General features: G+C 49.9%; 22 protein-coding genes and 1 tRNA gene. 8 read left to right on the forward strand and 15 right to left on the reverse strand.

What is annotated here, in order from left to right; all coding sequences use genetic code 11:
* Positions 1-15 precede the first annotated feature (15 nt).
* A tRNA-Ser gene (locus tag R2103_RS06770) sits at positions 16-105 on the forward strand.
* 230 nt (positions 106-335) lie between these two features.
* Here the strand turns inward: R2103_RS06770 and R2103_RS06775 are convergent.
* A complete protein-coding gene (locus tag R2103_RS06775) occupies positions 336-749 on the reverse strand; it encodes a DUF3617 domain-containing protein (RefSeq protein WP_317530713.1) in 414 nt (137 codons plus the stop codon).
* 55 nt (positions 750-804) lie between these two features.
* A complete protein-coding gene (locus R2103_RS06780; protein WP_317530714.1) occupies positions 805-1,317 on the reverse strand; it encodes a DUF1993 domain-containing protein in 513 nt (170 codons plus the stop codon).
* A 338-nt stretch (positions 1,318-1,655) separates the two neighbouring features.
* Between R2103_RS06780 and R2103_RS06785 the strand changes: the two genes are divergently transcribed.
* Complete coding sequence (locus R2103_RS06785) at positions 1,656-3,275, forward strand: MFS transporter (protein ID WP_317530715.1); 1,620 nt, start codon at positions 1,656-1,658, stop codon at positions 3,273-3,275.
* 112 nt (positions 3,276-3,387) lie between these two features.
* On the opposite strand, the gene R2103_RS06790 is transcribed toward R2103_RS06785, so the two are convergent.
* Positions 3,388-4,587 carry a hypothetical protein gene (locus R2103_RS06790; protein WP_317530716.1) on the reverse strand — a complete coding sequence of 400 codons (1,200 nt, stop codon included), beginning with the start codon at positions 4,585-4,587 and terminating at the stop codon, positions 3,388-3,390.
* Between the two features lie 315 nt (positions 4,588-4,902).
* Complete coding sequence (locus R2103_RS06795; protein WP_317530717.1) at positions 4,903-5,796, reverse strand: SPFH domain-containing protein; 894 nt, start codon at positions 5,794-5,796, stop codon at positions 4,903-4,905.
* 369 nt (positions 5,797-6,165) lie between these two features.
* On the opposite strand from R2103_RS06795, the gene R2103_RS06800 reads away from it, so the two are divergent.
* The 5 genes from R2103_RS06800 (at position 6,166) to R2103_RS06820 (ending at position 10,677) form a co-directional block, all read left to right on the forward strand.
* Complete coding sequence (locus tag R2103_RS06800) at positions 6,166-6,864, forward strand: OmpA family protein (RefSeq protein ID WP_317530718.1); 699 nt, start codon at positions 6,166-6,168, stop codon at positions 6,862-6,864.
* Positions 6,864-8,078, forward strand: a complete 1,215-nt coding sequence (locus R2103_RS06805) for an ExeA family protein (protein ID WP_317530719.1) — start codon at positions 6,864-6,866, stop codon at positions 8,076-8,078. The genes R2103_RS06800 and R2103_RS06805 overlap by 1 nt, the downstream gene beginning before the upstream one ends.
* A gap of 580 nt (positions 8,079-8,658) precedes the next feature.
* Positions 8,659-9,267: a LemA family protein gene (locus R2103_RS06810; protein ID WP_317530720.1), complete on the forward strand. Its 609-nt coding sequence runs from the start codon at positions 8,659-8,661 to the stop codon at positions 9,265-9,267.
* A gap of 6 nt (positions 9,268-9,273) precedes the next feature.
* Positions 9,274-10,176, forward strand: a complete 903-nt coding sequence (locus R2103_RS06815) for a YgcG family protein (RefSeq protein ID WP_317530721.1) — start codon at positions 9,274-9,276, stop codon at positions 10,174-10,176.
* Complete coding sequence (locus tag R2103_RS06820; protein ID WP_317530722.1) at positions 10,177-10,677, forward strand: TPM domain-containing protein; 501 nt, start codon at positions 10,177-10,179, stop codon at positions 10,675-10,677.
* 56 nt (positions 10,678-10,733) lie between these two features.
* Here R2103_RS06820 and rsmA read toward each other — a convergent pair whose 3' ends face one another.
* The 11 genes from rsmA to R2103_RS06875 form a co-directional block, all read right to left on the reverse strand.
* Positions 10,734-11,498, reverse strand: coding sequence for a 16S rRNA (adenine(1518)-N(6)/adenine(1519)-N(6))-dimethyltransferase RsmA (gene rsmA / locus R2103_RS06825; RefSeq protein WP_317530723.1), 765 nt, complete (start codon positions 11,496-11,498; stop codon positions 10,734-10,736).
* The gene (pdxA, locus tag R2103_RS06830) at positions 11,488-12,498 is read right to left on the reverse strand and encodes a 4-hydroxythreonine-4-phosphate dehydrogenase PdxA (protein WP_317530724.1); all 1,011 of its coding nucleotides are present in this window, start codon (positions 12,496-12,498) and stop codon (positions 11,488-11,490) included. Before pdxA ends, rsmA begins: the two co-directional genes overlap by 11 nt.
* Entirely contained in the window at positions 12,488-13,816 is a 1,329-nt protein-coding gene (locus R2103_RS06835) for a peptidylprolyl isomerase (RefSeq protein WP_317530725.1), read from the reverse strand. Before R2103_RS06835 ends, pdxA begins: the two co-directional genes overlap by 11 nt.
* Positions 13,817-13,858: 42 nt before the next feature.
* Positions 13,859-16,069, reverse strand: coding sequence for an LPS-assembly protein LptD (locus R2103_RS06840; RefSeq protein ID WP_317530726.1), 2,211 nt, complete (start codon positions 16,067-16,069; stop codon positions 13,859-13,861).
* Between the two features lie 189 nt (positions 16,070-16,258).
* Positions 16,259-16,603: a DMT family protein gene (locus tag R2103_RS06845; protein WP_317530727.1), complete on the reverse strand. Its 345-nt coding sequence runs from the start codon at positions 16,601-16,603 to the stop codon at positions 16,259-16,261.
* A gap of 4 nt (positions 16,604-16,607) precedes the next feature.
* On the reverse strand, positions 16,608-18,071 hold the full coding sequence (gene ubiD, locus R2103_RS06850; RefSeq protein WP_317530728.1) for a 4-hydroxy-3-polyprenylbenzoate decarboxylase: 1,464 nt from the start codon (positions 18,069-18,071) through the stop codon (positions 16,608-16,610).
* Positions 18,072-18,082: 11 nt separating this feature from the next.
* A complete protein-coding gene (gene ubiA, locus R2103_RS06855; RefSeq protein ID WP_317530729.1) occupies positions 18,083-18,952 on the reverse strand; it encodes a 4-hydroxybenzoate octaprenyltransferase in 870 nt (289 codons plus the stop codon).
* Positions 18,949-19,491 (reverse strand): chorismate--pyruvate lyase family protein, encoded by a 543-nt coding sequence (locus tag R2103_RS06860; protein ID WP_317530730.1) that lies wholly within the window; start codon positions 19,489-19,491, stop codon positions 18,949-18,951. Before R2103_RS06860 ends, ubiA begins: the two co-directional genes overlap by 4 nt.
* Positions 19,492-19,658: 167 nt before the next feature.
* Positions 19,659-20,591 carry a bestrophin family protein gene (locus R2103_RS06865; RefSeq protein WP_317530731.1) on the reverse strand — a complete coding sequence of 311 codons (933 nt, stop codon included), beginning with the start codon at positions 20,589-20,591 and terminating at the stop codon, positions 19,659-19,661.
* Between the two features lie 96 nt (positions 20,592-20,687).
* Positions 20,688-22,721, reverse strand: a complete 2,034-nt coding sequence (recG, locus tag R2103_RS06870) for an ATP-dependent DNA helicase RecG (RefSeq protein ID WP_317530732.1) — start codon at positions 22,719-22,721, stop codon at positions 20,688-20,690.
* A 12-nt stretch (positions 22,722-22,733) separates the two neighbouring features.
* The gene (locus R2103_RS06875) at positions 22,734-23,126 is read right to left on the reverse strand and encodes a Rid family detoxifying hydrolase (protein ID WP_317530733.1); all 393 of its coding nucleotides are present in this window, start codon (positions 23,124-23,126) and stop codon (positions 22,734-22,736) included.
* A 153-nt stretch (positions 23,127-23,279) separates the two neighbouring features.
* Between R2103_RS06875 and murA the strand changes: the two genes are divergently transcribed.
* Positions 23,280-24,533, forward strand: a complete 1,254-nt coding sequence (gene murA, locus R2103_RS06880) for a UDP-N-acetylglucosamine 1-carboxyvinyltransferase (RefSeq protein WP_317530734.1) — start codon at positions 23,280-23,282, stop codon at positions 24,531-24,533.
* Positions 24,534-24,567: the final 34 nt, after the last annotated feature.

The following is a 24,567-nucleotide window of genomic DNA, read 5'->3' on the forward strand; positions in this document are numbered from 1 at the left end:
GACCTGTAAGTCAATGGAGGTGTGGCCGAGCGGTTTAAGGCAGCAGTCTTGAAAACTGCCGTAGGGGTGACTCTACCGTGAGTTCGAATCTCACCGCCTCCGCCACCGATTCAGGATTCATGCCGTTGAAATCCTACGGCATATAAATTTCCATCAATTGTCCCTGCCAAAAAATTTCACTTTTTCCTGCTCGTTTTAAAAGCAATCGTAATCTGCGATTAAATCCGGTCTGGTGTTTCAGTATTATTGGCTACTGGTGCGAGGCATTCGCTACTGAAATTATGATTGGTTTGAAAATGAATGTTTCTTAATGGCAACAGGGAATTTCTGCTTTTTTAACAATCGCCAATCCGTCGGCCCGTGTATGTGTGATCTATTTCCATGGGTTCCGATTCAGGCATTTTCATTTTAATGACAGCGGAACCTTTATATTTATCCGAGCTGAAAATAATTCTTCCCGCGCCATTCATTTTCAGCTTACCTTTGCACTTCATTTGCCATGAAGCATCATTATCGATAATTTTATAATCAAAAAATTCACAGGACTCATGCACAGCAATGGGCGGTTTTCCCTTGGTTTTATCATTGACGCAAATAACATCGGTATGAATAGGCATCGGCGTCATGATGTGCGGCATTATTGTCTGCGTGGTGACCTCCCATTTGCCTTTCGGAAATTGCTGAGCATGAGCGCTGAATACAGACAATAAAATTGCGATTGATACACCATAATTAAGTAAATGTTTCAACTCGCTTCCCTCATAACGCCGATAAGAAATGGCACGGCCAGTATTGCATCAGCACTTAAAAGCTGCCCATGAAATCGCCTTTGCCGACATCCAGTCCGTTGTGCCGCAGAATCGCGTAGGCAGTAGTGACATGGAAGAAAAATTGCGGCAATCCATAATTGATCAGGTAATTGTGCCCGATCATCTTTTTCTCTTTCGGCGTGCCCGGACGCAACACGATTTCACGCGTTTCGCTGCCCTCGAACTGTGCGGGCGTCAGGCTTTCGATAAACGCTAACGTCTTAGCGATGCGCGCCTGTAAATCGGCGAAAGTCTGCTCATTATCTTCATAGGCTGGCACCTCCACTCCCGCCAACCGGGCTGATACACTTTTGGCGAAATCGGCAGCCACTTGCACCTGGCGGACCAGAGGAAACATATCGGGATATAGCCGGGCGTTCAACAATACGGCCGGTTCAAATTTTTTCCCGGCGGCGTAGGCTTCCGCTTTGGTCAAAATGGCGCTTAGGCTGATCAACAATTGCTTGAAAACGGGTACTGAGGTTTTGTACATATACGAAGTAGTCATAAAAATATTCCCTGTTAATAATTGAGTGCGATGTGATGTTGTGACATTCAGTATCTCATGATTATGCCGGATTGCGTGCGCACAGCGGTTGCACTACTGCGGATATCCGGTGAATACAACTTAAAACCAAGAAAATGAGAACCACCAGGAATGCTGTATAGTACATAAACTCCTATTCTTATTTCTTGATATTGTGGTTAACTGCTTGAATGGACTCCCATACCATGACGGTCATTAAATCAGATGCATTGTTCTCCCTTGAATGGCTGGTGACGGGCTACAACAATCCCTGGACGACCGGCTGCGACTGCTGTGCCGGCTGAGCGTAACCGGCGAGCATGACAGGTTCCGCGTTTTCTCCCTTCAAGCATTGTATTTTCACGGTGCTATGGATTGCGACGCTGGTTTCAAATATCGGCACGTGGATGTTCAACGTCACTTCCAGCTGGGTGATGACCGAATTATCCCCCTCACCCTTCATGATATCGATGGTGCAAGCGGCAACAACCTTGCCGGTTTTTCTTTTTGCCCTTCCCGCCGGAGCATTGGGTGATCTTTTTGATCGCCGCAAACTGCTGATATGGACACAAATCTTTCTGGCAGCGGTGCTACTGCTTTTTACCGCACTGTTATGGAGCGGCAGCGTTAATGCCTGGACCCTGCTGCTGTTTACTTTCATCATCGGCACCGGATCAGCCTTTGCCATGCCGGCATGGCAGGCCATCGTACCGCGTCTTGTGCCGCGCGATACCTTGAGTTCCGCCATTGTATTGAATGGCGTCAGCATGAATATCGCCCGCGCCATCGGGCCGGCATTGGGTGGTTTTATTCTGGCCGCCGCCGGTGCCGTGGCGACGGCTTTTCTGGATGCCATTTCCTACCTTGCCGTTGCGGCAGCGCTGTTATGGTGGCGCGCGAGTACCACCCAGGACGACGCATTACCGCGCGAACGTTTAGCCGGTGCCATGCGTGCCGGTATCCGCTTTGCCCTGCATAGCAAGCCGTTGCACCACACCTTGACTCATGCATTGGCTTTTTTCATGTGTGCATCCGCTTACTGGGCATTATTGCCACTGATCGCGAAGGATACATTGCAAGGCGGCCCCAGCCTTTACGGTATTTTATTGACTGCACTGGGCATTGGTGCCGTATCCGGGGCATTTCTACTCCCTGTCATGAAAAAACACTTCAGTGCAAACACAATCATGATAGTAGCAACAACGGTAACCGCGCTGAGCTCCATGTTGTTTGCCCATGGCGGACATGCGGTGACCGGTATGGTCGCGGGATTTACAGGCGGCGTGTCATGGATCATGGCGGTTTCGTTGTTGAATGTTTCCGCGCAAATGGCGCTACCGGATTGGGTTCGTGCCCGCGGACTCGCCATTTTTCAGATGGTGGTTTTCGGTGCGATGGCAGCGGGATCGCTCAGCTGGGGTCAGGCGACGGAAATGATCGGCTTGCCAGAAGCTTTGACCGCATCAGGATTTTTGGCGCTGTTGCTGATCCCAATCACGGCGCGATTCAAACTCAATCTGGGCGAACACCATGACTATACGGCGTCCGGTCATTGGTCCGACCCCGCGCCGGTTATTCCTGTATCGCACGATCACGGCCCCGTGCTGGTAACGCTGGAGTATCGTATCGACGATGCGGATCGTGCTGCTTTTTATTTGCTGATGCAGGAACTGGAGATAACCCGCCGCCGCGATGGCGCCATTCAATGGGGATTTTTCGAGGATGTTGAGGATCATGGACGATTCATCGAGATGTTCACGGTCGAATCCTGGGTTGCACATTTGCGCCAGCATGCCCGCGTATCCGTGTCCGACAAGATGCTGCAAAACAAAATTTTCGCTTTGCATCGCGAAGAAACCTCACCGCGCGTTACGCATGCCGTTGCACCGCATACTGGCGGCCAGCTGAAAACAATCCCCAAAACACATCACGATCTATAGAGAGAAAACCGCAGCATGATCTGAGACTCCGGCAGGATTTGAGTAATACCGGTTTTCATAGAGAAATGGCAGAGCAATCACCGTTGCGAAACCGGTGATTGCTCGACTATAGCTAAGGTTTGGCTGGTTGCAGCTTCAACATCATGGGTTGCAGACGTTTGATGGTGGAAGGTGCCAGCTGGTCTTTGATTTGCAACGATTTAACCGCCGATGCCGGAGCACAATTAGCCACTTCGACCAATTTAACCACCAGTGGATTGAAAGTCACATCTACGCCGGTATAACTGCCGGCATCGTCACCATCGCGATCGCCGCGGAATTTGAATTCCTTCACCGGTCCATTTGGTCCTCCGCCCTGACGATCATCGTTGTGATCGGTGTCAATGTAATGCGCTGAGCTTTCCAAACTACTAACGATACTGTCAATGCGCCAACCGGGGGGAGCCGTATAGTAAGTATCGTTGCGCTCGCCTTCCGCAGTAGTCCAGTCGCTCCGTGTTTCTTGCGCTTTCATCCAAAGCCGTAAGTTGACGCGCGTGCCTTGGACGCTCCAGGTTGCTTTAGCCCAAACTTCCGGGCCATGACCACCGAATTCCTTATCACCTCGGGTATGAGGGGGGGTGAACGATAAATAGGTATCGCGCGCATAGGTTTCGGTTTTTTCCCGGCATACCGGTGTCGCGGGCTGAATGACGGCGATGCTGGAAATAGGACGATTCTGCCATTCCAAAGTGAGGCGGTCGCTGGTTTTGGATAAAGGAACACCGTTGGCGCCGAGGTTAAGAGTCATGTGATAGTGCGTCAACCGATCCAATTCGGGAGAAACATCCAGTGTTCTTGATGTATCGTGCAACGTGACTTTGATCGGTGTGGTATCGAAATCATAGCCAAAAAATTCCAGCTTGTTGCGGCGGCTTGGATCCAGTGCCATATCCACTGCGGCTGGAACCACATGACACAGAGCCGGTTCAACCGGCGGTATCGCTTGATGCATCAAGCGTGCCCGGATTCTCACTAGGGCCTGGCGCACGCGTGTACCGATAAAATCCATATTGCAACGCAATTCATCGCCGGTAGCGGCTACGCTGCGATTCAGCACATCCGAGACTTCATTGCGCACCGTAGATTGCGCATCGCTCGTCAACTTCGCGGTGGTATCTTGCAATACCGTTTGCCACGATGCGGAATTCCGGTCCAAGGCATCGATGGCGTTATCCAGCGTAGCAACGGTATCACCGGCAACATCGCTGACTTTGTCGGTCAACTTGTCGATTTTGTCGCCAATGCTGCAACCTGAGATCAGAAATGGCACAAGTATCATGCTCCAAAGGAATAGTTTGTGGGTTCGATGAGGTTTTTTTGAACAGATTGTGGTCGCTGACATGCTGTTATTCTCCTTTATAGTGTCGATAAACTCGCATTGCTACTGCATTGAATCAGTATTGCCGGTACCGCATTTCACTATATAGCGATATCTCCAGTTAAAGTCAAACGTGAATGACATTACCTAATTCTTTATCTCATTTGAACTTTTAATCAATCGCATTAACTCTCACGGTAAAAAAAGCACTTACCGCAACGACTCCCGGATTGCAGGTTTGATTTTACTTGCAGCAGTTGATGGCCACTATTGTGTCGATTGCGCCATCTGAATCACCGGCTGCGCGCCCGATTCGGATAACAATACGGTCATCATGTTGGTAACCAGCACTGCGCGTTGATCGGATGTCAGCGTAACGATTTTTTTATCTTCCAGATTCTTCAATGCCACTTCGACCATACCGACCGCCCCATCGACAAGCTTTTGACGCGCCTGTACCACCGCTTCCGCTTGCTGGCGCCGTAGCATGGCATTGGCGATTTCCGGCGCATAAGCCAGATGGGCAATTTTGGCTTCTTCTATCACAATGCCCGCCACTTCGACGTGTTGCTGTATAGAATCCCGCAACAGCGCTGCAATGGCATCCAGATCGGTACGCAAGCTCTTGCGCTTCCCTCCTTCGGCAGCGTCATAGGCGTGACTACTGGCCACTTGACGCACGGCGGATTCACTTTGGATTTGCAAATAATTCAATGTGCTTTCAACATCGAACACAGCTCTGGCGGTATCCTGCACCCGCCAGGCAATCACGGCGGCAATTTCAATCGGACTGCCACGCTCGTCATTGACCTTAAGCACCGGTGTATTCCAATTATTGATCCGTAGGGACACGCGAGTCCGGTTATAAAACGGATTCACCCAGAAAAAACCGCTCGCATTAACCGTTCCGGCATAACTGCCGAAAAAAATCATGACGGCTGCCCGGTTGGGTTCGAGCGTGAATAATCCTTTGCAGCAGAACAGCGTAATCACCAGTAACGCCGCGCCACCCATTAATTTGACTGGCCCACCCGGCGTGGCCACTAAAAAAACCGCGAACAATATCGCAGGTAGCAATACCACTACCATCAACCACCCGTTGGTGCCGGAAATGATCTGTTCGTCTGTACCGATTACACTGCTGCCCGATTTCTGGTTCACATCCATCTCCTTTCAATGGTTCATTGCACACAATGAGTTTGTTTCTGTGGTATTCTCGAGTCCATCCATTCAAACCGAAAAAATTTCCGGCTATTGATATCTGCTAACATAGCATTCTTTTGTAAAGAGTTATGCGATAAACATAACATCAAGCAATAAAAAATTTGTGCAATTCAATGAAATTAGAGGTAATGTATTAACCCTAAGAAATTGCACACTATTCACGTGTATAAGAAACATTCTCTATCCGGTTTAACCACAGCATCTGGGCAAAGTAACTTTCAGTACACTAAAATATTGCAGCTTATATCCGTTAACATTCGCTAGCATCAGCAACACATTAAAAATCAATATAACGAGTATTTCCCTATGCGTTCAATTATCATTGGATTGTCTGTGATATTTTTTTCCTTATCGGCTTTTATTACGTATAAGGCCATGAATTTCCAGAGTTACACAGCTGCTTATTCTTATTTAAATAATCAATCCGATACGGTATTTACACCGCCACCCATACCGGCGCCTCCAGTTGCAGCGCCCCCTGCGGCAGCGGATACTTCGATCCAACCCGATGGTGATTCGGAAGCCGATAAGGCTTTCGCTACAGAAATGCAAGAAGTCATCACGCAGCTTGAGAGTAAAGTGGCGATAGCAGAAAATAAAATAGACGGTATTAAAACAATCAATCCGGATACGCAATCGCGCACCGTGACAGTATTCGGCGGTAAGACATTCCGTTCCGGCCAGGATGTAATACAAGATGTTGCCTATTCCGCGATTGAAAATCTAGTGCAGGAAATATCCGCATTTCCAAATAGCCGTATTCTCATCGAAGGCCATACCGACAATATACCGACTGGTAAATCCGGCAGCGACAATATGGATTTATCTTTGCGCCGCGCAAAGGCGATTGCCAATATATTGGTTTTACACGGCATACCGAAAGATCGGATATCGGTTACCGGTTACGGTGACACACAACCGATAACTTCCAATAATACCGAGGAAGGTAGAGCCAAAAACCGCAGAGTTGAAGTAAAACTTTTGCCGCAAGAGGGAGCTAATTAATGCATATGTATTCGCAGCACTTTAACCTCAACCGACTTCCATTCGAGAATGTACCGGATCCATTATTTTTTTATGATCATGGAGATCATGCCCGGATTCGTAAGCAAATATCCGGTTCACTGCTCAGTGGACGTGGCTTGATTGTTGTCACCGGTCCGATCGGATCCGGAAAAACAACATTGAGTCAAATGATAAAGTCTGATTTTCCTGAAAATATCAAACTCATCTGGATGGCTGAACCACCCGCAAATAGCTCGGATCTTTACTTATTTCTAGCGCAAGAGCTTGGAGTGCAGCCGACTTCGGCGGAAAAAACCTTCGTCATGCGGGATATCCGGAATGCATTACTAAGAATCAATGCGGAAGGGAAAAAGTGCTTAGTCATTATGGATGAATCCCATCTGATGACGGAAGATGTGATCAACGGTATTCGCTTACTCAACAATCTTGAAGAAGGATCAACCAAACTCATTCAGCTATTGCTTCTTGGTCAGGAAGAGCTGATGGAAAAAATCAACCGGCCTGAGATGGCGCCCTTTAAACAGCGGATCGCTGCGCTGGAAACATTGGGAAAGATGAATGTCGACCGGGTGTTACAGTACATCAAACATCGCATTCATGTAGCAGGAGGAACACCTGAGCTGATTTCAGATACCGGATGGGAAGCACTCACGATCGCGTTCGGTTCCGGAGGAACGCCACGGACCATCAATTCACTCTGTGATCGATCGCTCAATGTTACGTATGAACGCAATAAAACCATGGTTGATGCTCAGGATGTGTATGAAGCTACCCAACGAATGGGTATGATAACCGACGTATTTCATTACATTATTTTACTCAACAACCAGGAAAGAAAGAATCAGGAAGCACACTCGCCCGCAACTAGTACTGTCGCGCAAGAATCAACACCACCCGTGGTTGAGAAAGCTCAGGCCGCTGCGGACACTATCAAAAAAACCGAACCGAAAGTAAATCCAAAATCTAGTAATGAACCGCTGAATATCCCAGAAGAAAAAATCGAACTATCTGAACCCTCGTATGACGATATTGCAAAAGTGATCAAGGCTAAATACGATCAGAAAGGCTTGATGCTTTCCATGGCAGTCCTCGCTTTATCGATTACTGCGTTTATAGCCAGTATTTTTTTCTTTTGCCACCGCTCCGATTCTTCCGGCATACTTGATTGCCTTCGTAATTTAATGGATTTTTGATCAATAGTGCACATGCACCGACCAGAATCCAATTAAAACCAAGCCCGCTCATGAAGTGGGCTTGGTTTATACCAGACTCAATCAAATTTAATCGTTCAGGTTATTTTTCTTCCGGCGCACGATAAAACTCAACAAGCTAGATTTCATGCAAACAGCATGGTATATATTTTTGGCTCTGGAACAGATGCTGCTGGAGAATCACTCCGATGCACATATTGTGTACATCGGTATAATCCAAAGAGTGCCCTTTTAATACGAATTTGCCATTCCATGCAGCATTTATGTTCACGGTAATATGTGCATCGTAATTTGATCATCTATCATCAGAGTCGTGGGATGATGAGTTACTTTCTTCATCGGAAGATGGTTTACTGGAAACTAGTGCTTCTTTGTCGTTGTTTAGAGATCGATGATCAGGGTTGCCAGGTGCCGTTTTCCCGATATTACCCGGAATGCCGTAAGCCAAAGCACTTAAACTAAAAATACCGGCCACACGACATCTTTGTTAAACACAATAAAGATTGTAATTGCTACATTCATCTCCATGTATAAGATAATTTCAATTTCATGGGAGCAGGATATGCGCGCTTTTCTATCGCTCACGGCAATTCTCTATGCGCTTTCTTTAAGCGGCTGTGGTTACAATACATTGCAAGCCACGGATGAACAAATTAAAGCCAGCTGGGCGGAAGTTTTGAATCAATATAAGCGCCGCGCTGACTTGGTGCCTAATCTGGTCAATACGGTTAAGGGGTTTGCCGCGCAAGAAAAGGATGTGCTGTTAGGCGTTACGACGGCTCGCTCCAGAGTCGGCGGTATTCAAGCCAGCCCGGAGTTGCTTAATAATCCCGAAGCTTTCGCCAAATTCCAGAACGCACAGGGTGAATTATCGAGTGCACTTTCTCGATTACTGGTCGTCACTGAGAACTATCCCGAGTTAAAGTCGGATGCGAATTTCCGCGATTTACAGGCACAGCTGGAAGGTACCGAGAATCGCATTACCGTGGCGCGCAATCGGTATATCAAGGCGGTGCAGGAATACAATATCGTGGTGCGTTCTTTCCCCAGCAATCTCACGGCAATGGTGTTCGGTTTTCAAACCAAACCCAGCTTTACCGTGGAAAATGAGCAAGAAATATCGGCTGCGCCCCAAGTGGATTTCGCTGCGCCCGCACCAGCGGCAAAATAAGTCACTATGATACTCACCAGAATGATCCGGCCGGGAATAACAGTAGGGTTGCTCATAGCCATGTTGTTTAGCGCTATGCTCGCTATGGCCGATGTTGCCATTCCTCCGCTCAAAGCACATGTCAACGATTTGACTGCAACCCTCTCCGCCAGTGAAGTCGTGCATCTGGAGCAGAAATTGCTGGCTTTTGAGAAAACCAAAGGCAGTCAGATTGCGGTATTAATGATCCCGACTACGCAACCTGAAACCATCGAGCAATATTCCATACGCGTGGCGGAAGCGTGGCAATTGGGGCGTAAAGGCATAGACGATGGCATTTTATTGCTCATCGCCAAGAACGATCACGCCTTGCGCATCGAAGTTGGCTATGGATTGGAAGGCGCAGTACCGGACGCGATGGCTAAACGCATTGTCGCGGATATTATGACGCCGCATTTCAAACTGGGGCATTTTGCCAATGGCATTGATGCCGGAATCGATGCCATCATCCATCTGATTCAAGGCGAACCGTTGCCGCCTCCTAAAAACTCCCGAAACACTAATAGCGCTGCGGGTGAACATTTTCCGGTTGAGAATTTTGTTTCCCTCCTGATCGGAGCGATGATACTGGGAAGAATGTTACAAGTTATGCTCGGCCGCCTTGCCGGCGCAATGGTCACTGGTATTGGCGTGGGAATCATCGGATGGCTGTCTTTTGCGTCGTTGACGGTTGCCATTCTAATAGCGATCACGGCATTTTTTATCAATCTCTTTTTGAATAGCGGTGGAGGAATTTATCGAACCGGGCGTGGTGGCTGGTCAGATCGCAGTTACCGGCACGGCGGCTTTGATCGTGGCGGTTTCGGTGGTGGTGGCTTTGGTGGCGGAGGCGGCGGTTTTGGCGGCGGTGGTGCGTCGGGGAGGTGGTAAATGAATTTTGCTCGAATCCTGCGCCATTTATTAACCGGACAATTGACACAACGCCGCACATTTCCGGCCGTGTCGCTTGCAGCGATCGAACAAGCGATTGTGCAATCGGAAATGACACATGGCGGTGAAATTTGTTTTGCCGTGGAAGCGGCGTTGAATACGCTGCCGCTACTCAAAAACCAGACTGCCCGGGAACGTGCGATTGAGGTATTCTCACAAATGCGGGTCTGGGATACGGAACACAATAATGGTGTGCTGATTTATTTGCTATTAGCCGATCGCACAGTGGAAATCATCGCCGACCGGGGTATTCATGCCAAGGTCCCGGATCAGGAATGGCAGGCTATTTGCCGGATGATGGAATCGGCATTCCGGCAACGGCAATTCGAAGCTGGCGTCATCGCAGGTATTCATGCTGTTGGTATGCAGTTGCAAAAATATTTTCCATTTGATCCGGAGAAAGATACCAATGAGCTTCCCAATAAACCCGCGGTGCTTTGAAGCGGCGCGCAGCTGAACTGCCTGCCGTTGAATCAGCAAGCATGCAATACCAATCGTCAGGCTAAGAAATTTGCGATCGCGGCAAATTCCTCCACTGACAAATTCTCGGCGCGCAACCCCGGATCGATTCCCAACGTACTGAAATCACTGGATGTTAAATGTTGTTGTAGTGTGTTGCGAAGCGTTTTGCGGCGCTGTGAAAATGCTGCGGTGACAATTTGTGCGAATAATGCTTCGTCCTTAACGATGCGCGAGGATGAATCGCGCGGCGTCATGCGAACAATAGCCGATTCAACTTTGGGTACGGGGCGGAATGATTCCGCTGGAACACTGAAAACATATTCCATATCGAAACGGTATTGCAACATGACGGAGAGCCGTCCGTAATCGGCTGTGGAGGGCGAACCGACCATGCGATCAACAACTTCCTTTTGCAGCATAAAATGCATATCCAGGATATGTTCTGAGAATTGACTCAGATGAAACAGTAACGGCGTTGAAATGTTATAAGGCAGATTGCCGACAATGCGCAGTTTGCTGCCCAGCGCGGAGAAATCGAACTTCAGCGCATCAGCGGCATGGATGGTTAATTCTTCCTGTGCAAACGCTTGATTCAGCTTGCTCACAATATCCCGGTCAATTTCGATCACGTGCAAGTGATCCAGAGCCTGCAACAAAGGGCGTGTCAGTGCGCCCAGTCCCGGTCCGATTTCAATAATCCGGTCGCTCTTCTGCGGATAAATTTCAGCAACGATTTGCGCAATAATATGCTGATCGACCAGGAAATTCTGGCCAAATCGCTTGCGTGGATTATGATGCATGACGGAGAAATTGGGTTTGGTTCTTTGTTAGCTGCACAGCCATTTCAATCGCTGTCAGCAAACTGCCGGGATTCGCCTTTCCTGTTCCAGCCAGTTCCAATGCGGTACCGTGATCGACCGATGTGCGAATAATGGGTAATCCCAGGGTGATATTCACGCCGCCGCCAAAACTGGCATGTTTCAGAACTGGCAAGCCCTGATCGTGATACATGGTGAAAATACAATCGAACTGCTTCAGTTGCGCCGGGTTGAACAAGGTATCCGCCGGTACCGGACCGGTTAGCTGCATGCCTTCGGCACGTAATTTATCCAGTACCGGAATGATGACATCAATTTCTTCCCGGCCTAGATGTCCCGATTCACCGGCATGCGGATTAAGCCCAGCAACGGCAATTCGCGGATTTTCCAACATAAAGCGCGTGATTAGATCGCGTTGAATGATGCGCAGTTTGCTTTCGATTCTATCCGCCGTGATGGCCGCGGCCACATCTTTCAGCGGTAAATGCGTGGTTGCCAGCGTTACTCGCATATTCCCGCCCGCCAGCATCATAACGACGGGGCTATGCAGCAATTCGGATAAATATTCGGTATGTCCGGTGAATGGAATGCCGGCATCGTTGATCACACCCTTATGCACGGGAGCGGTCACCATGCCGTCAAACTGACCGGATTGGCAGGCGGCAACTGCAAGGCGGAGTGTTTCGAGCACATACTGCGCATTCGCCGGATTCAATGTGCCCGGAACCGCTGCTTGCGCCAATGGCACATGCATCAACTGCAAGCTACCCGCTTCATGCCGCGCTGATGGCGTTGCGGCGGCATCAATCAGTTTCAGCGGAAGCTGCAACTGCCGCGCGCGCGCCATCAGCAATTCGCCATCTGCAATAGCAACCAAGCGGCACGATAACGGTTGTTGCGCGATTTGCACGCATAAGTCGGGGCCGATTCCCGCCGGTTCGCCGGGTGTCAGTACGAGTGAGGGAATAATTTTAGTGTTCATGATCATCGTCCAAACGGTATTCCACATACGCTTGATCACGCAGCTGCCGCAACCATTCTTGCACCACGACATCGGCTTTGCGTGAGCGGATCGCTTGCCTTGCAGTCTGACGGCGCCGGTCCAGGCTGATATCCTGCGAACGGCGTTCCAGCACTTGGATTAAATGCCAGCCGAATTGCGACCGGACCGGATCGCTGATCTGTCCCGGCAGCAGCGCATTCATCGCTCGCTCAAAATCTGGCACGGTATCGCCCGGCGAGAGCCAGCCCAGGTCGCCGCCGGAAGAAGCGCTGGTATCTTCGGAATACAGTTTCGCAACTTCTTCGAAGTTTTCTCCTTTATCTAGCCGCTCCTTAATCTGAAGAATCTTTTGCTTGCCATCGCTTTCCGAAGTCAGTTCATTAATTTTAATCAATACATGGCGCGCATGCGTTTGGTCAATGATGACGGTCGGTGTTTCCTGAGCGCGTCTGCCGAGCAGCTTGAAAATGTGAAAACCGCTGGGGCTTTGCACCACCGGTGTCACATCGCCGGGTTGCAGCGGTTCCAGCAGCTCGGCGAAAGTTGGGCCCATTTGCGTGACTGGGCGCCATTCAATGATGCCGCCGGTCTTGGCGTCGGCCGCATCGGAAAATTCAGCAGCGACCTGGGAAAATTCCACGCCCTGTTGAAGCTTATCGGAAGCCAATTTCGCCCGCTCCGCCCGTTGTTGAATCTGACTCGGCGCGGTATTTTCCGGCACCAGAATCAAAATATGCGCAAGGCGGTATTCGTCTTGGCCTTCGGAAGTGGATTTCTGCGTTTGGAGGTAATTATCCACCTCCCCTTCGGTCACATTCACTTGATGCTTCACTTCCCGTTCCTTTAGCCGCGCCATGATCATTTCATCGCGGATTTCATCGCGGAATTTGTTGTAACTGATGCCGTCTTTTTCCAATACCGCATGAAATTCCGGCAAGGATAATTTATTGTCGGCTGCAATCCGTTGTATGGTCTCGTCCAGTTCGCTTTCACCAACCGCTAGGCCAACTTCCTTGGCATGCTGCAATTGGATATGTTTCATGACGACCGATTCCAGCACCTGATTCTCCAGGCTACGTTGATCCGGTAATTGCACACCTTGCTGCTGCAGACGGCCAACCGCTGTTTTAACCGCATCGTCAAGCTCCTGGCGCGTAATGACATCTTCGTTCACCACGGCGACGATATGATCGATGGCTCTGGCCGCCGGGACAAACATCGGCTCCTGCGCGGCAACGGATGCCGATAGCAATACGGTAAGCAGCAAGGGAATGCAAAAATAATTGCTTTTATGCATAAAATGACAACACTGGATAAATGCGATAGGAAAAATCAACGCTTAATGAACGCTGGTATAGCCGGGAATGCTTTGTTGCAGTACCTGCAACGGGTTATTGCCAAGTCCCATTAACCCTTTTAACTCAAGTTGCACAAAAAATGCGGTGGTGGTCGTTTGTGTCGCGGTCGTCAACCGTTGCAGTACAACCCGTAAGGCCCAGCAGCACGAGTTATATTCAAAACCGGCCAAACCGGCCAGAATTTTATCATCCAGCAATGAATAATTGACCCGGGTAACGCCATGCCAATTTCCGCCCAGCGGCCATTGCATCGAAGTATCCACTTGCTCCAATACACCGCGGGTAAACCGGTAACCCAGATTGAGCACCTTTCCGGCTTCCGGCTGGTAGCTGATACCGGTGCGAACCTTTTCAATCCATAATTTGGATTCGTCCATCTGGACATTCGAGTCGGCACTGATGGTTGGTGTCAGACGCCCGGATATCGCGGCAATGAAGTCCGACCGGCCGCTGGTGACTTGAGGCGGAAGCAATAGAACTCTAGGGTCGTTAAAGTTGAATTGCTGTCCAACGGCAAGGCGCAATCGTTCGATCCCTGTCTCCTGCTCCACGAATCGCGATGTCAACGCAGTTACGACGCGGTTGGCATCGTTGATACGGTCACCGCCGCTGAAACGGTTTTCGGTCAGTATTTGCGCAAAGCTGAAGTCATTGACGGCGGAGTCAAAATTAGGCAAGTAGCTCTGATTCCGGTAAGGCGCGTAAACATAGAACAAGCGCGGTTCCAGCGTCTGAATAAATTTTGTATCCCATAGCTTTACTTGACGATCAAATGCAATGCCGCTATCCCAGCTGAAAATCGGCACGGTACGGTCAAGGTTGTTGCTTTTACCTTCGACCGGCGCTGAATCAAGATTATAGTGGGTATAGTGCAACCCGAATTTGGGCGTGATATAGCCGAACTCATTGCGCAACGGAACACTGACACTGGGATAAAAAACAAGACGATTGCCATCGGTGAGCGTCGGATGATAAAAATTCGTCCAGCTGCTTTTCATCTCGAAATCCATTTTGCCGACATTATATTTGACGGCATTCAAAGCAAAATGCGGTAATCGCTCGTAGGGAGAAACAAACCGTGCCAATGGATCCTGGAGGGTCTGAAAGCGCTGTGCAAATCCGGTGAATTGCAATGCGCCGTCCTTACCTAATCTGCCAGTGTATGAAACGCCGGCTTGTTGCGACAAGTTGGTCAAGCTGGTCTGGGCCAGGTTAGGGGTAAGCTCACGAAAGTACCGGTCGTCGGATACCTCGTTATAATTCATAAAACCTTGCCAGCCCCGGCCGATGTTTTGCGAATGTGTGTATAAAACGCCCCAGCGGGTTCGATCGGTATTAATGTCCATCGGCAGGATATCGAACAGCAAATGACCGTTCATGTTGTTATTGCCGAGATAGCGCAGCTCGTTGCTTAACAAAAAACCACGCATCGTCATAATCCGCGGTGTTATGGTCGCATCGATATTGGGTGCGATATTCAAATAAATCGGCAACCCCATATCGAAGCCGGTTTTGGCGTTGTAGCCCGCAACAGGTGCCAGTAATCCGCTTTTACGACGGCCGCTGTAGGAGAAATTGACCCACGGTGAATATAAAATCGGCACATCTTTAAACACAATACTGACATGCTTCGCGGTAGCCACTTCTTGGTTGTTGTCGATTTCCAGCTCTGTCGCGCGCAGATACCAATCCCTTTTTTTGGGCGGGCAGGTAGTGTAGTTGGTCTCTTTAATCCGGTAGTGATCTTTGCCTTCAAAATACAAAATATCGCCAGCGCCGCGTCCTTTTCCTTGCTTCATGGAATAGCGCGGTTCGGTCAATTGACCGACTTCGGTTTTCATATTGAGTTCGAGTTTCTTGCCTTGCAGAATATCCTTAGGTCTTTCCAGGTGGATATTTCCTTCAACTTCGGCATCTTCGGTCTGCTCGTAATATTTCACACGATCAGCCTTAAGAGTATTGTCACCTTGTTGCAGAACCGCATTTCCGGTTGCTTCGACTTCTTGCTTGTAATAACCGGTAATTCGATCAGCCTCGATGAATACTGGTTTCTTTTGCGGTTTGACGATCGGTTTATATTCGATCTCACTCTCACCTTCGATTCTGGGAACGACGCAACTGCCCCAACTGTTGAGCGGTAAAGTGAGCACTAACGCCAGGATAAATATACTCGGGATAATAGGTAACTTCATTCTGGATTTAGTGTGCAGTGCCTGTCTGTCTGATTCAATTATTCGCAATCCTTGATTACCGGTCTGCCGGATTCATCGCAAAATCTTACCGGCTTATTTATCCCAATAACTCAACATTGTACTATTTCTCGCAGTCGATGTTCTATCGAAAAACAGGGATTTTAAAATGTTCAAAACATCGAAACCCGATCAGCGTGCGCGGAACATGAAATAAATCGCGCCTACCATGCATAATGCGGCCCAGAGATAATCCAGCTTCAGCGGTTCTTTCAAATAAAACAATGCAAATGGCACAAACACGGTCAACGTGATGACCTCCTGCAAAATTTTGAGCTGCGCGACCGACAATACCGTGTAACCGATCCGGTTGGCCGGAACTTGCAGCATATATTCGAAAAAAGCAATGCTCCAGCTGACCAGCGCGGCGATAATCCACGGTTTGTGATTCAATTCCTTCAAATGTGCGTACCAGGCAAAGGTCATAAACACATTGCTCATGGTTAATAGCAGAATGGTATGCCCAATTTCGCGCATGAAATTAAATTCCCAGATTCTGCCAAATAGCCTCGACCCGCTGCTTAACTGCATTATCCATCGCAATCGGCGTGCCCCATTCCCGATTCGTCTCGCCCGGGAATTTGTTGGTCGCATCCAATCCCATCTTACCGCCCAATCCGGAAATCGGACTGGCGAAATCGAGGTAGTCGATCGGTGTGTTTTCCACCAGCAAGGTATCGCGCACCGGATCGACGCGCGTAGTAATCGCCCAAATCACTTCCTTCCAGTCACGCACGTTGATGTCGTCGTCGGTGACGATGATAAACTTGGTGTACATGAACTGACGCAAAAAACTCCAGATACCGAACATCACGCGTTTGCTGTGTCCGGCATATTGCTTCTTCATACTGACCACCGCCATGCGGTACGAACACCCTTCCGGCGGCAGGTAAAAATCGGTAATTTCCGGGAATTGTTTTTGCAGTAAAGGCACGAATACTTCGTTCAACGCCACGCCAAGAATCGCCGGTTCATCCGGCGGTTTGCCGGTATAGGTGGAGTGATAAATCGGATTGCGCCGCATGGTGATGCGATCGATGGTAAAAACCGGGAAAGTTTCCTGTTCGTTGTAATAACCCGTGTGATCGCCATATGGTCCTTCCAATGCGGTTTCGCCGGGATGAATCGCGCCTTCGAGCACGATTTCTGCACTCGCCGGAACTTGCAGGTCATTGCCGATGCATTTCACCACTTCGGTTTTGGCACCACGCAGTAGTCCGGCGAACTGGTATTCGCTCAATGTATCCGGCACCGGTGTCACGGCACCGAGTATGGTCGCTGGGTCGGCGCCCAAAGCGACTGCCAGCGGATACGGTTTGCCCGGATTCAGCAAGCTGAATTCACGGAAATCCAGCGCCCCGCCGCGATGCGCCAGCCAGCGCATAATGACTTTATTCGGGCCGATGACTTGCTGGCGGTAAATACCTAGATTCTGCCGGGTTTTGTTCGGTCCGCGTGTCACCGTCAAACCCCAGGTGATCAGTGGCGCGACATCGCCCGGCCAGCAGGTTTGAATCGGTATGCGGCTCAGATCGACATCGTTGCCTTCCCACACGATTTCCTGACACGGCGCGCTGCTCAATTCTTTCGGCGCCATATTCAATACTTGCTTCAATAGCGGCAATTTATCCCAGGCATCTTTCAATCCCTTCGGCGGATCGGGTTCTTTCAGGTACGCCAATAATTTACCAACCTCGCGCAGCGCTTCGACCGATTCCTGCCCCATACCCAGCGCCACCCGTTTCGGTGTGCCAAACAGATTGCCGAGCACCGGCATGCTGTGCCCTTTGGGGTGCTCAAACAAAACCGCCGGGCCTTGCGCTTTCAGGATACGGTCGCAGATTTCCGTCATCTCCAGCGCCGGATCAATTTCCGTTTGAATGCGCTTGAGTTCACCCATTGCTTCCAGTTGCGCGATGAAATCCCGGAGGTCTTTATATTGCATGGATTAAATCCTTAATGCGGGAAAATGACAAAATCGAGCGCGATCCCGGCAAACACCGTCATTCCTACCCAATTGTTATGCAGAAATGCCTTGAAACACAAAGCCCGGTCGCGATGCCGGATCAATGTATATTGGTAAGCAATTAACCCGGTTGCAACCGATAATCCGGCGTAATACGCCCAATTCATCTGCTGCATTTGTCCGATGATCAGCATGATCGCGATGAAACAGGCATGACATACCATCACGCCCAGCACATCAAAGCGTCCAAAAGTAATCGCGGAAGTTTGGATGCCGATTTTCAAATCGTCCGGTTTATCGACGATGGCATACTCGGTATCGTACGCAATCACCCAGAATAGATTGGCCAGCATCAAAACCCAAATGATCGGCGGCAGGCTATCGGTTTGTGCGGCAAAAGCCATCGGAATGCCGAAACTGAACGCAATGCCCAGATAAGCTTGCGGCATCGCAAAGAAACGCTTGGTGAACGGATAGCTTCCAGCCAGAAACAGTGCCGGTACCGAAAGCAGGATGGTCAGTTGATTCAAAGGCAGAATCAGCAGAAATGCGCAGATACTCAATACTGCCGCCAGCAGCAAAGCTTCCTTGGAGCTAACCCGGCCGGCCGCCATCGGGCGATTTTTGGTGCGCTCGACATGCGGATCGATCTTGCGGTCGGCGTAGTCATTGATGACACAGCCCGCTGAGCGCATCAGCACCGTGCCCAACACAAAAATGACCAGAATCTGCCCATCGGGTATTCCCTGTGCGGCAAACCACAGACCCCACAGCATCGGCCATAACAACAGTAAAATACCGATCGGTTTATCAAGCCGCATCAATTGCGCATAGATTCTAATTCGGTCTGCCAAATTCATAGCGGTAAATTCAAGATAGCGGGTAAAAAAACTTCGGTTACTAATATCGATTGCCCGTGCAGTGTAAACAACGAGCGCCGCGCCCACAGTTTGGCCGGTGTCTCCGGCAAGCGCGCACATGCACGATCATAAAGGAAATGGCCACGGCTGACTTTTTTAAATTCCAGCGGTGTGCGCTTGATTTTGGGATTGGTAAACAAAACCGTTCCCAGTGATTTATTGCCCAATCCGCTCAAACCCCGCCATGCACCGCGCAGGTTTTTATGCGCCACCACCGAATGCGCAAACACCACTGGCGTATTCCCGCAGTATAAATAAACTTCCCGCACCATGGCCAACTCACTGGCACGCAATCCCATCACACCCAACTCATCCCCGTAAATCCTGCTGAACGATTGGAATAGGCGTTGTACGCGAAATTGTCCGCAGCGATCCTGGATGCGGCGCGTCAATGACCCGCGATCCTGTAACCAGTTACGTTGATGGTATGAAACAGAAGTCAGTGTGGAATGCCATGCCAGCGGATGCGCTTTGTTCATTGCGGCAAAGCTAGAAAATGAAAGTGTTGCATGCTAGAAATTCTTAACCTGAGATCTGGCAAAGCCATACTGAGAATTGTTGAGCGGCATTATACATCAGTCTCAAAAAGGGAATTGTAAAACAGGGATGATCGCGGTAAGGAAAGCGAAATTGTTCGTTTGTATCATCACATCAAAATATCATCCACAGGACTAAGAGGAACCGGCCGGTCGGGGGCGCCGATCAGTTCCAGCAAGTTAATCTCGATATTGCGTGAAATCGCAGTCAACGGCAGATCATTCGGTTGCAAACCGAAAGGATCTTCAATTTCATCGCCGATGGCATCCAATTCAAAGAAGGCATACGAAATCAGCAGAACAACAATCGGCGTCAGTACACTGGTGGTTTCAACCAATCCAAACGGCAGGAAAATGCAGTAAGAGGCCACAATACGGTGGATCAATACGGAATAACTGAACGGTAGCGGGGTATTTCTGATACGTTCGCAACCGCCGAGAATATGGGTAAGCTCGTTGATCTGCGCATCCATCGCCGGATGATTGAATTCACTTAACCACTGCCGCTCGCGTGCAATTGCAAGATCACGGCCCAGTTGCTGCAAAATGGCCAGCGGACGGTGTGTCGATTTGAGCACTTGAGCCAGATCTTCCGGTGTAAGAAATTTTTTGATTTCCTCAGCGGAATCTTCCCTACGTAAATGACAGCGCAGTGCATGCGCATACGCAATCATGCGTTTAACAAACATTTCGCGAAACTGCCGCACCGCCTCATTATCCTGTGGCGCTTTGATCAGAAAGCATGTTTGACGGGCCAGATTGCGCGAAGTGTTGACCAGTGCACCCCAAAGTTTGCGCCCTTCCCAGAATTTATCGTACGAAGCGCTGTTACGGAAGCCCAGGAATATACCCAGCGCAACACCAATCAGCAAGAACGGAGTCGTCGTGAGCGTATACGCTTGAATGTTGTAGTACAGCTCGATATAGGTCACGATCATCGCGGAGATAGTCACCATGAGGATACGTGGCCACGTCACCATGAAACTGCTGCCTCTGAAATGAAACAGCAATCGTGTCCATGAAACCTTATCCTTAACAATCATGACAGTAATGATCCTTTATCGTTTGATTCAATCTATTCATTTGATCCTAACCGGTTAACGATGGCAGCGTACCGGTGACAGCAAATCCATGTATCTTCATACTCGCAAATATTCGGTTTTATCCCCCAGCCACCGCTCGATATGCCGCTGCACCAGCTCCGGATAGCTGTTGAGCATTTCTTCCGCGGCAGCTTGCGCGGCCGTGATGAGTTCTCCATCTTGTTCCAGATCGGCAAAACGCAGCATCGGTACACCACTCTGCCGCGCTCCCAGAAATTCGCCGGGGCCGCGCAAGTTTAAATCCTGACGGGCGATTTCAAAACCATCCGTGTGTTCAAAAATAATTTTGAGCCGCTTGCGGGCAATTTCGGATAAGGGTTGTTGAAACATCAGAATACAAATGCTGGCTTCCGATCCGCGTCCGACACGGCCGCGCAACTGATGCAATTGCGACAAACCCATGCGCTCGGCGTTTTCGATCACCATCAACGATGCATTCGGCACATCCACACCGACTTCAATAACCGTTGTCGCAACCAGTAATTGGATTTCTCCTTGCTTGAACGCTGACATCACAGTGGCTTTTTCCTGCGCAGGCAAGCGTCCATGCACCAAGCCAATCGTTAAATCCGGAAAAACCGAGTGCAAATTTTCAAATGTTTCCATCGCGGTTTGCAATTGCAACGTCTCGGATTCCTCGATCAACGGGCAAACCCAATAGACTTGCTTACCTTGCTCGCAGGCATGACGTATACGCGCAATAACCTCTTCACGGCGGTTACCGGCGATCAATTTGGTCACGACCGGCGAGCGGCCCGGCGGCAATTCGTCGATGATTGACACGTCCAGATCGGCGAAATAACTCATCGACAATGTGCGTGGAATCGGTGTCGCGCTCATCATCAACTGGTGCGGTACTTGATCGGATTGCGTACCTTTCATGCGCAGTGCCAGGCGCTGCTGCACGCCGAAGCGGTGTTGCTCATCAATAATCGCCAGACCCAATTGATGAAATATCACCTGATCCTGGAACAGCGCGTGCGTACCGGCAGCCAGGTGCGCGGCGCCGGATGCGATATCGTCCAGCACGGCTTGTTTTTGTTTCTTCTTCTGACTGCCGGACAGCCAAGCCACCTTGATTCCCAATGGCTCAAACCAGCCGGTTAATTTCTGAAAATGTTGCTCGGCAAGAATCTCGGTCGGCGCCATGATGGCCGCCTGATAACCGTTTTCAATCGCCTGTAACGCTGCCAACGCGGCCACGATCGTTTTGCCGCTGCCGACGTCGCCTTGCAGCAAGCGTTGCATCGGATACGCGGAAGCCAAATCTCGGCTGATTTCCGCGCAAACTCTGATTTGCGCGGTTGTCAGCGTAAAATTCAGTTGCGCGAGAAATTGCTGTTTCAGTGTGTCCTTTTGCGTCAACACCGGTGCAGAACGGCTGCGCCGTTGCCGGTAGTGCAAACGCATCGATAATTGCTGCGCCAGCAATTCGTCGAATTTGACGCGCCGCCAAGCCGGATGCGTGCGCGTTTGCAACGCTTCGATCGATACCTCGGGCGGCGGATTATGCAGACACTGGATGCTATCCGGAAGACTCATCAGCCGGTATTTCCGGACAATAAGGTCAGGGATGGTTTCGGTCAGCATGTGCTGGGCATTCCGCAAAGCCTGTGCGATCAATTTGCTCAGAATCGTTTGCGTCAAACCCGCTGTCGTGGGATAAACCGGCGTCATTGTATCCGCCAGCGATTCTCCTTCACGAACAATGCGGCATTTGGGATGCACCATTTCGGCGCCAAAAAAACCGCCACGTATCTCGCCCAATAACCGCACACGCTTTCCCACTGCATACGTTTTGATTTGACTGCCGTAGAAATTCAGAAAGCGCATCACTACAACACCGCTGTTATCTTCCACCTGGCAAACCAGTTGCCGTCTGGGACGAAAAACCACTTCATTGTGAATTATAACGCCTTCAACTTGTACCGTTTGCCCTGGCGGCGCATCGGCGATAGGAAACAGATGTGTTTCATCTTCGTAACGAATCGGCAGGTGCAAAATCAAATCCAGTTCGGTAGCGATGCCCAAACGGGATAACTTCTCCTGCACCTGCGGGCTGGCAGTCACTGAGTTGATTGATCAGCTTTGCAGCACCATGACTGCATCCATTTCCACCAGCGCATCACGCGGCAGCGCTTTAACGCCGACGGCGGCACGGGCCGGATAGGGCTGGGAAAAATGACTGGCCATGATTTCATTGACCAGCGCGAAATTGCCGAGATCGGTGAGAAATATATTGAGCTTCACAATATCGTTCAAACTGCCGTCACTGGCTGCCGCCACCGCTTTCAGGTTGGCGAATACCTGCTGAATCTGGGCTTCAATCCCATCCGCCATTTGCATGCTGACCGGATTCAATCCAATCTGTCCCGATAGATAAATGGTATATCCTCCTCCCCGCACCCGTACTGCTTGCGAATAAGTGCCAATGGCTTGTGGCGCATCGGCGGTATGGATGATTTGCTTGGTCATTTTTTCTCCTGATGAAATTGATTCGGTATTTTTTGTTATAGTTGGCGCCCGCGAGCAACCTTAACCGCACTATTGCGGTATGATGCAGTGAACTTGGGCACATTTCAACCAGGCCGGAATTTTAATCGAAACTTCATTTGTATTTTTCATGCTATGCAAAAACTGATTATCCAGGGGGGCGTACCGCTACAAGGCGAAATTTCCATTTCGGGCGCAAAAAACGCCGCGCTTCCAGTGTTGTGCGCCGCGTTGCTCACCGGGGAATCGCTTAAAATCACTAATGTTCCCGCATTGCATGACATCACCACCATGATGTCACTGCTCAAACAAATGGGAACGGATATTTCTATGCCTAGCAACAATGAAGTGGTGCTATCGGCCGCCACGCTGTCCCAGTTGATCGCACCGTATGAAATGGTCAAAACCATGCGCGCCGCCATTCTGGTGCTTGGCCCTTTGCTTGCGCGCGCAGGAGAAGCGGAGATTTCATTGCCCGGCGGCTGCGCCATCGGTCTGCGCCCGGTCGATCAACACATCAAAGGCTTGCAGGCAATGGGCGCGGAAATTCATATCCGGCATGGCTACATTCATGCGGTAGCGAAAAAACTGCACGGCGCGCGTATCGTTTTCGATATCGTGACGGTCACCGGCACCGAGAATCTGATGATGGCGGCAACTCTCGCCGAAGGAACGACAATTCTTGAAAATGCAGCGCGAGAACCGGAGATTATTGATCTTGCCAACTGCCTGAAAGCAATGGGCGCAAAAATTCAAGGCGCAGGCACCGACATCATCACAATTGAAGGTGTACCGTCGCTGCATGGCGCGGAACACATGGTCATGCCGGATCGTATTGAAACCGGTACATTTCTGGTCGCGGCTACCGCCACCGGTGGTGAAATTCATTTAAAAAATACCGATGCGCATCTTCTCGACGCGGTTCTGGATAAATTAACCGAAGCCGGTGCACGGATCGATTCCAATGAAAATTGGATTAACCTGAGAATGCACGCGAAACCCAAGTCTGTGAATGTGCGTACCGCCCCCTACCCGGCTTTTCCGACCGATATGCAGGCGCAATTCATGTCGCTGAATTGCATTGCTGATGGAACCGCGATCATTACCGAAACCATTTTTGAAAACCGCCTGATGCATGTGCAGGAATTGAAGCGCATGAACGCCAGCATCGAAGTCGAAGGCAACGCCGCCATCGTCACCGGCATTGCTCACTTGGACGGTACCAATGTCATGGCAACCGATCTACGCGCTTCGGCCAGTCTCGTGATTGCCGGATTGATTGCGCAAGGTGAAACCGTGATTGACCGTATCTATCACCTGGATCGCGGTTATGAAAATATCGAAGGAAAACTATCCGCGCTCGGCGCGCAAATCCGCCGTATCCAATAAAAAAAGGCTTTTGCCATCGCAAAAGCCTTTCATT

The organism is Nitrosomonas sp. Is24 (genome assembly GCF_033063335.1).
GTDB lineage: Bacteria > Pseudomonadota > Gammaproteobacteria > Burkholderiales > Nitrosomonadaceae > Nitrosomonas.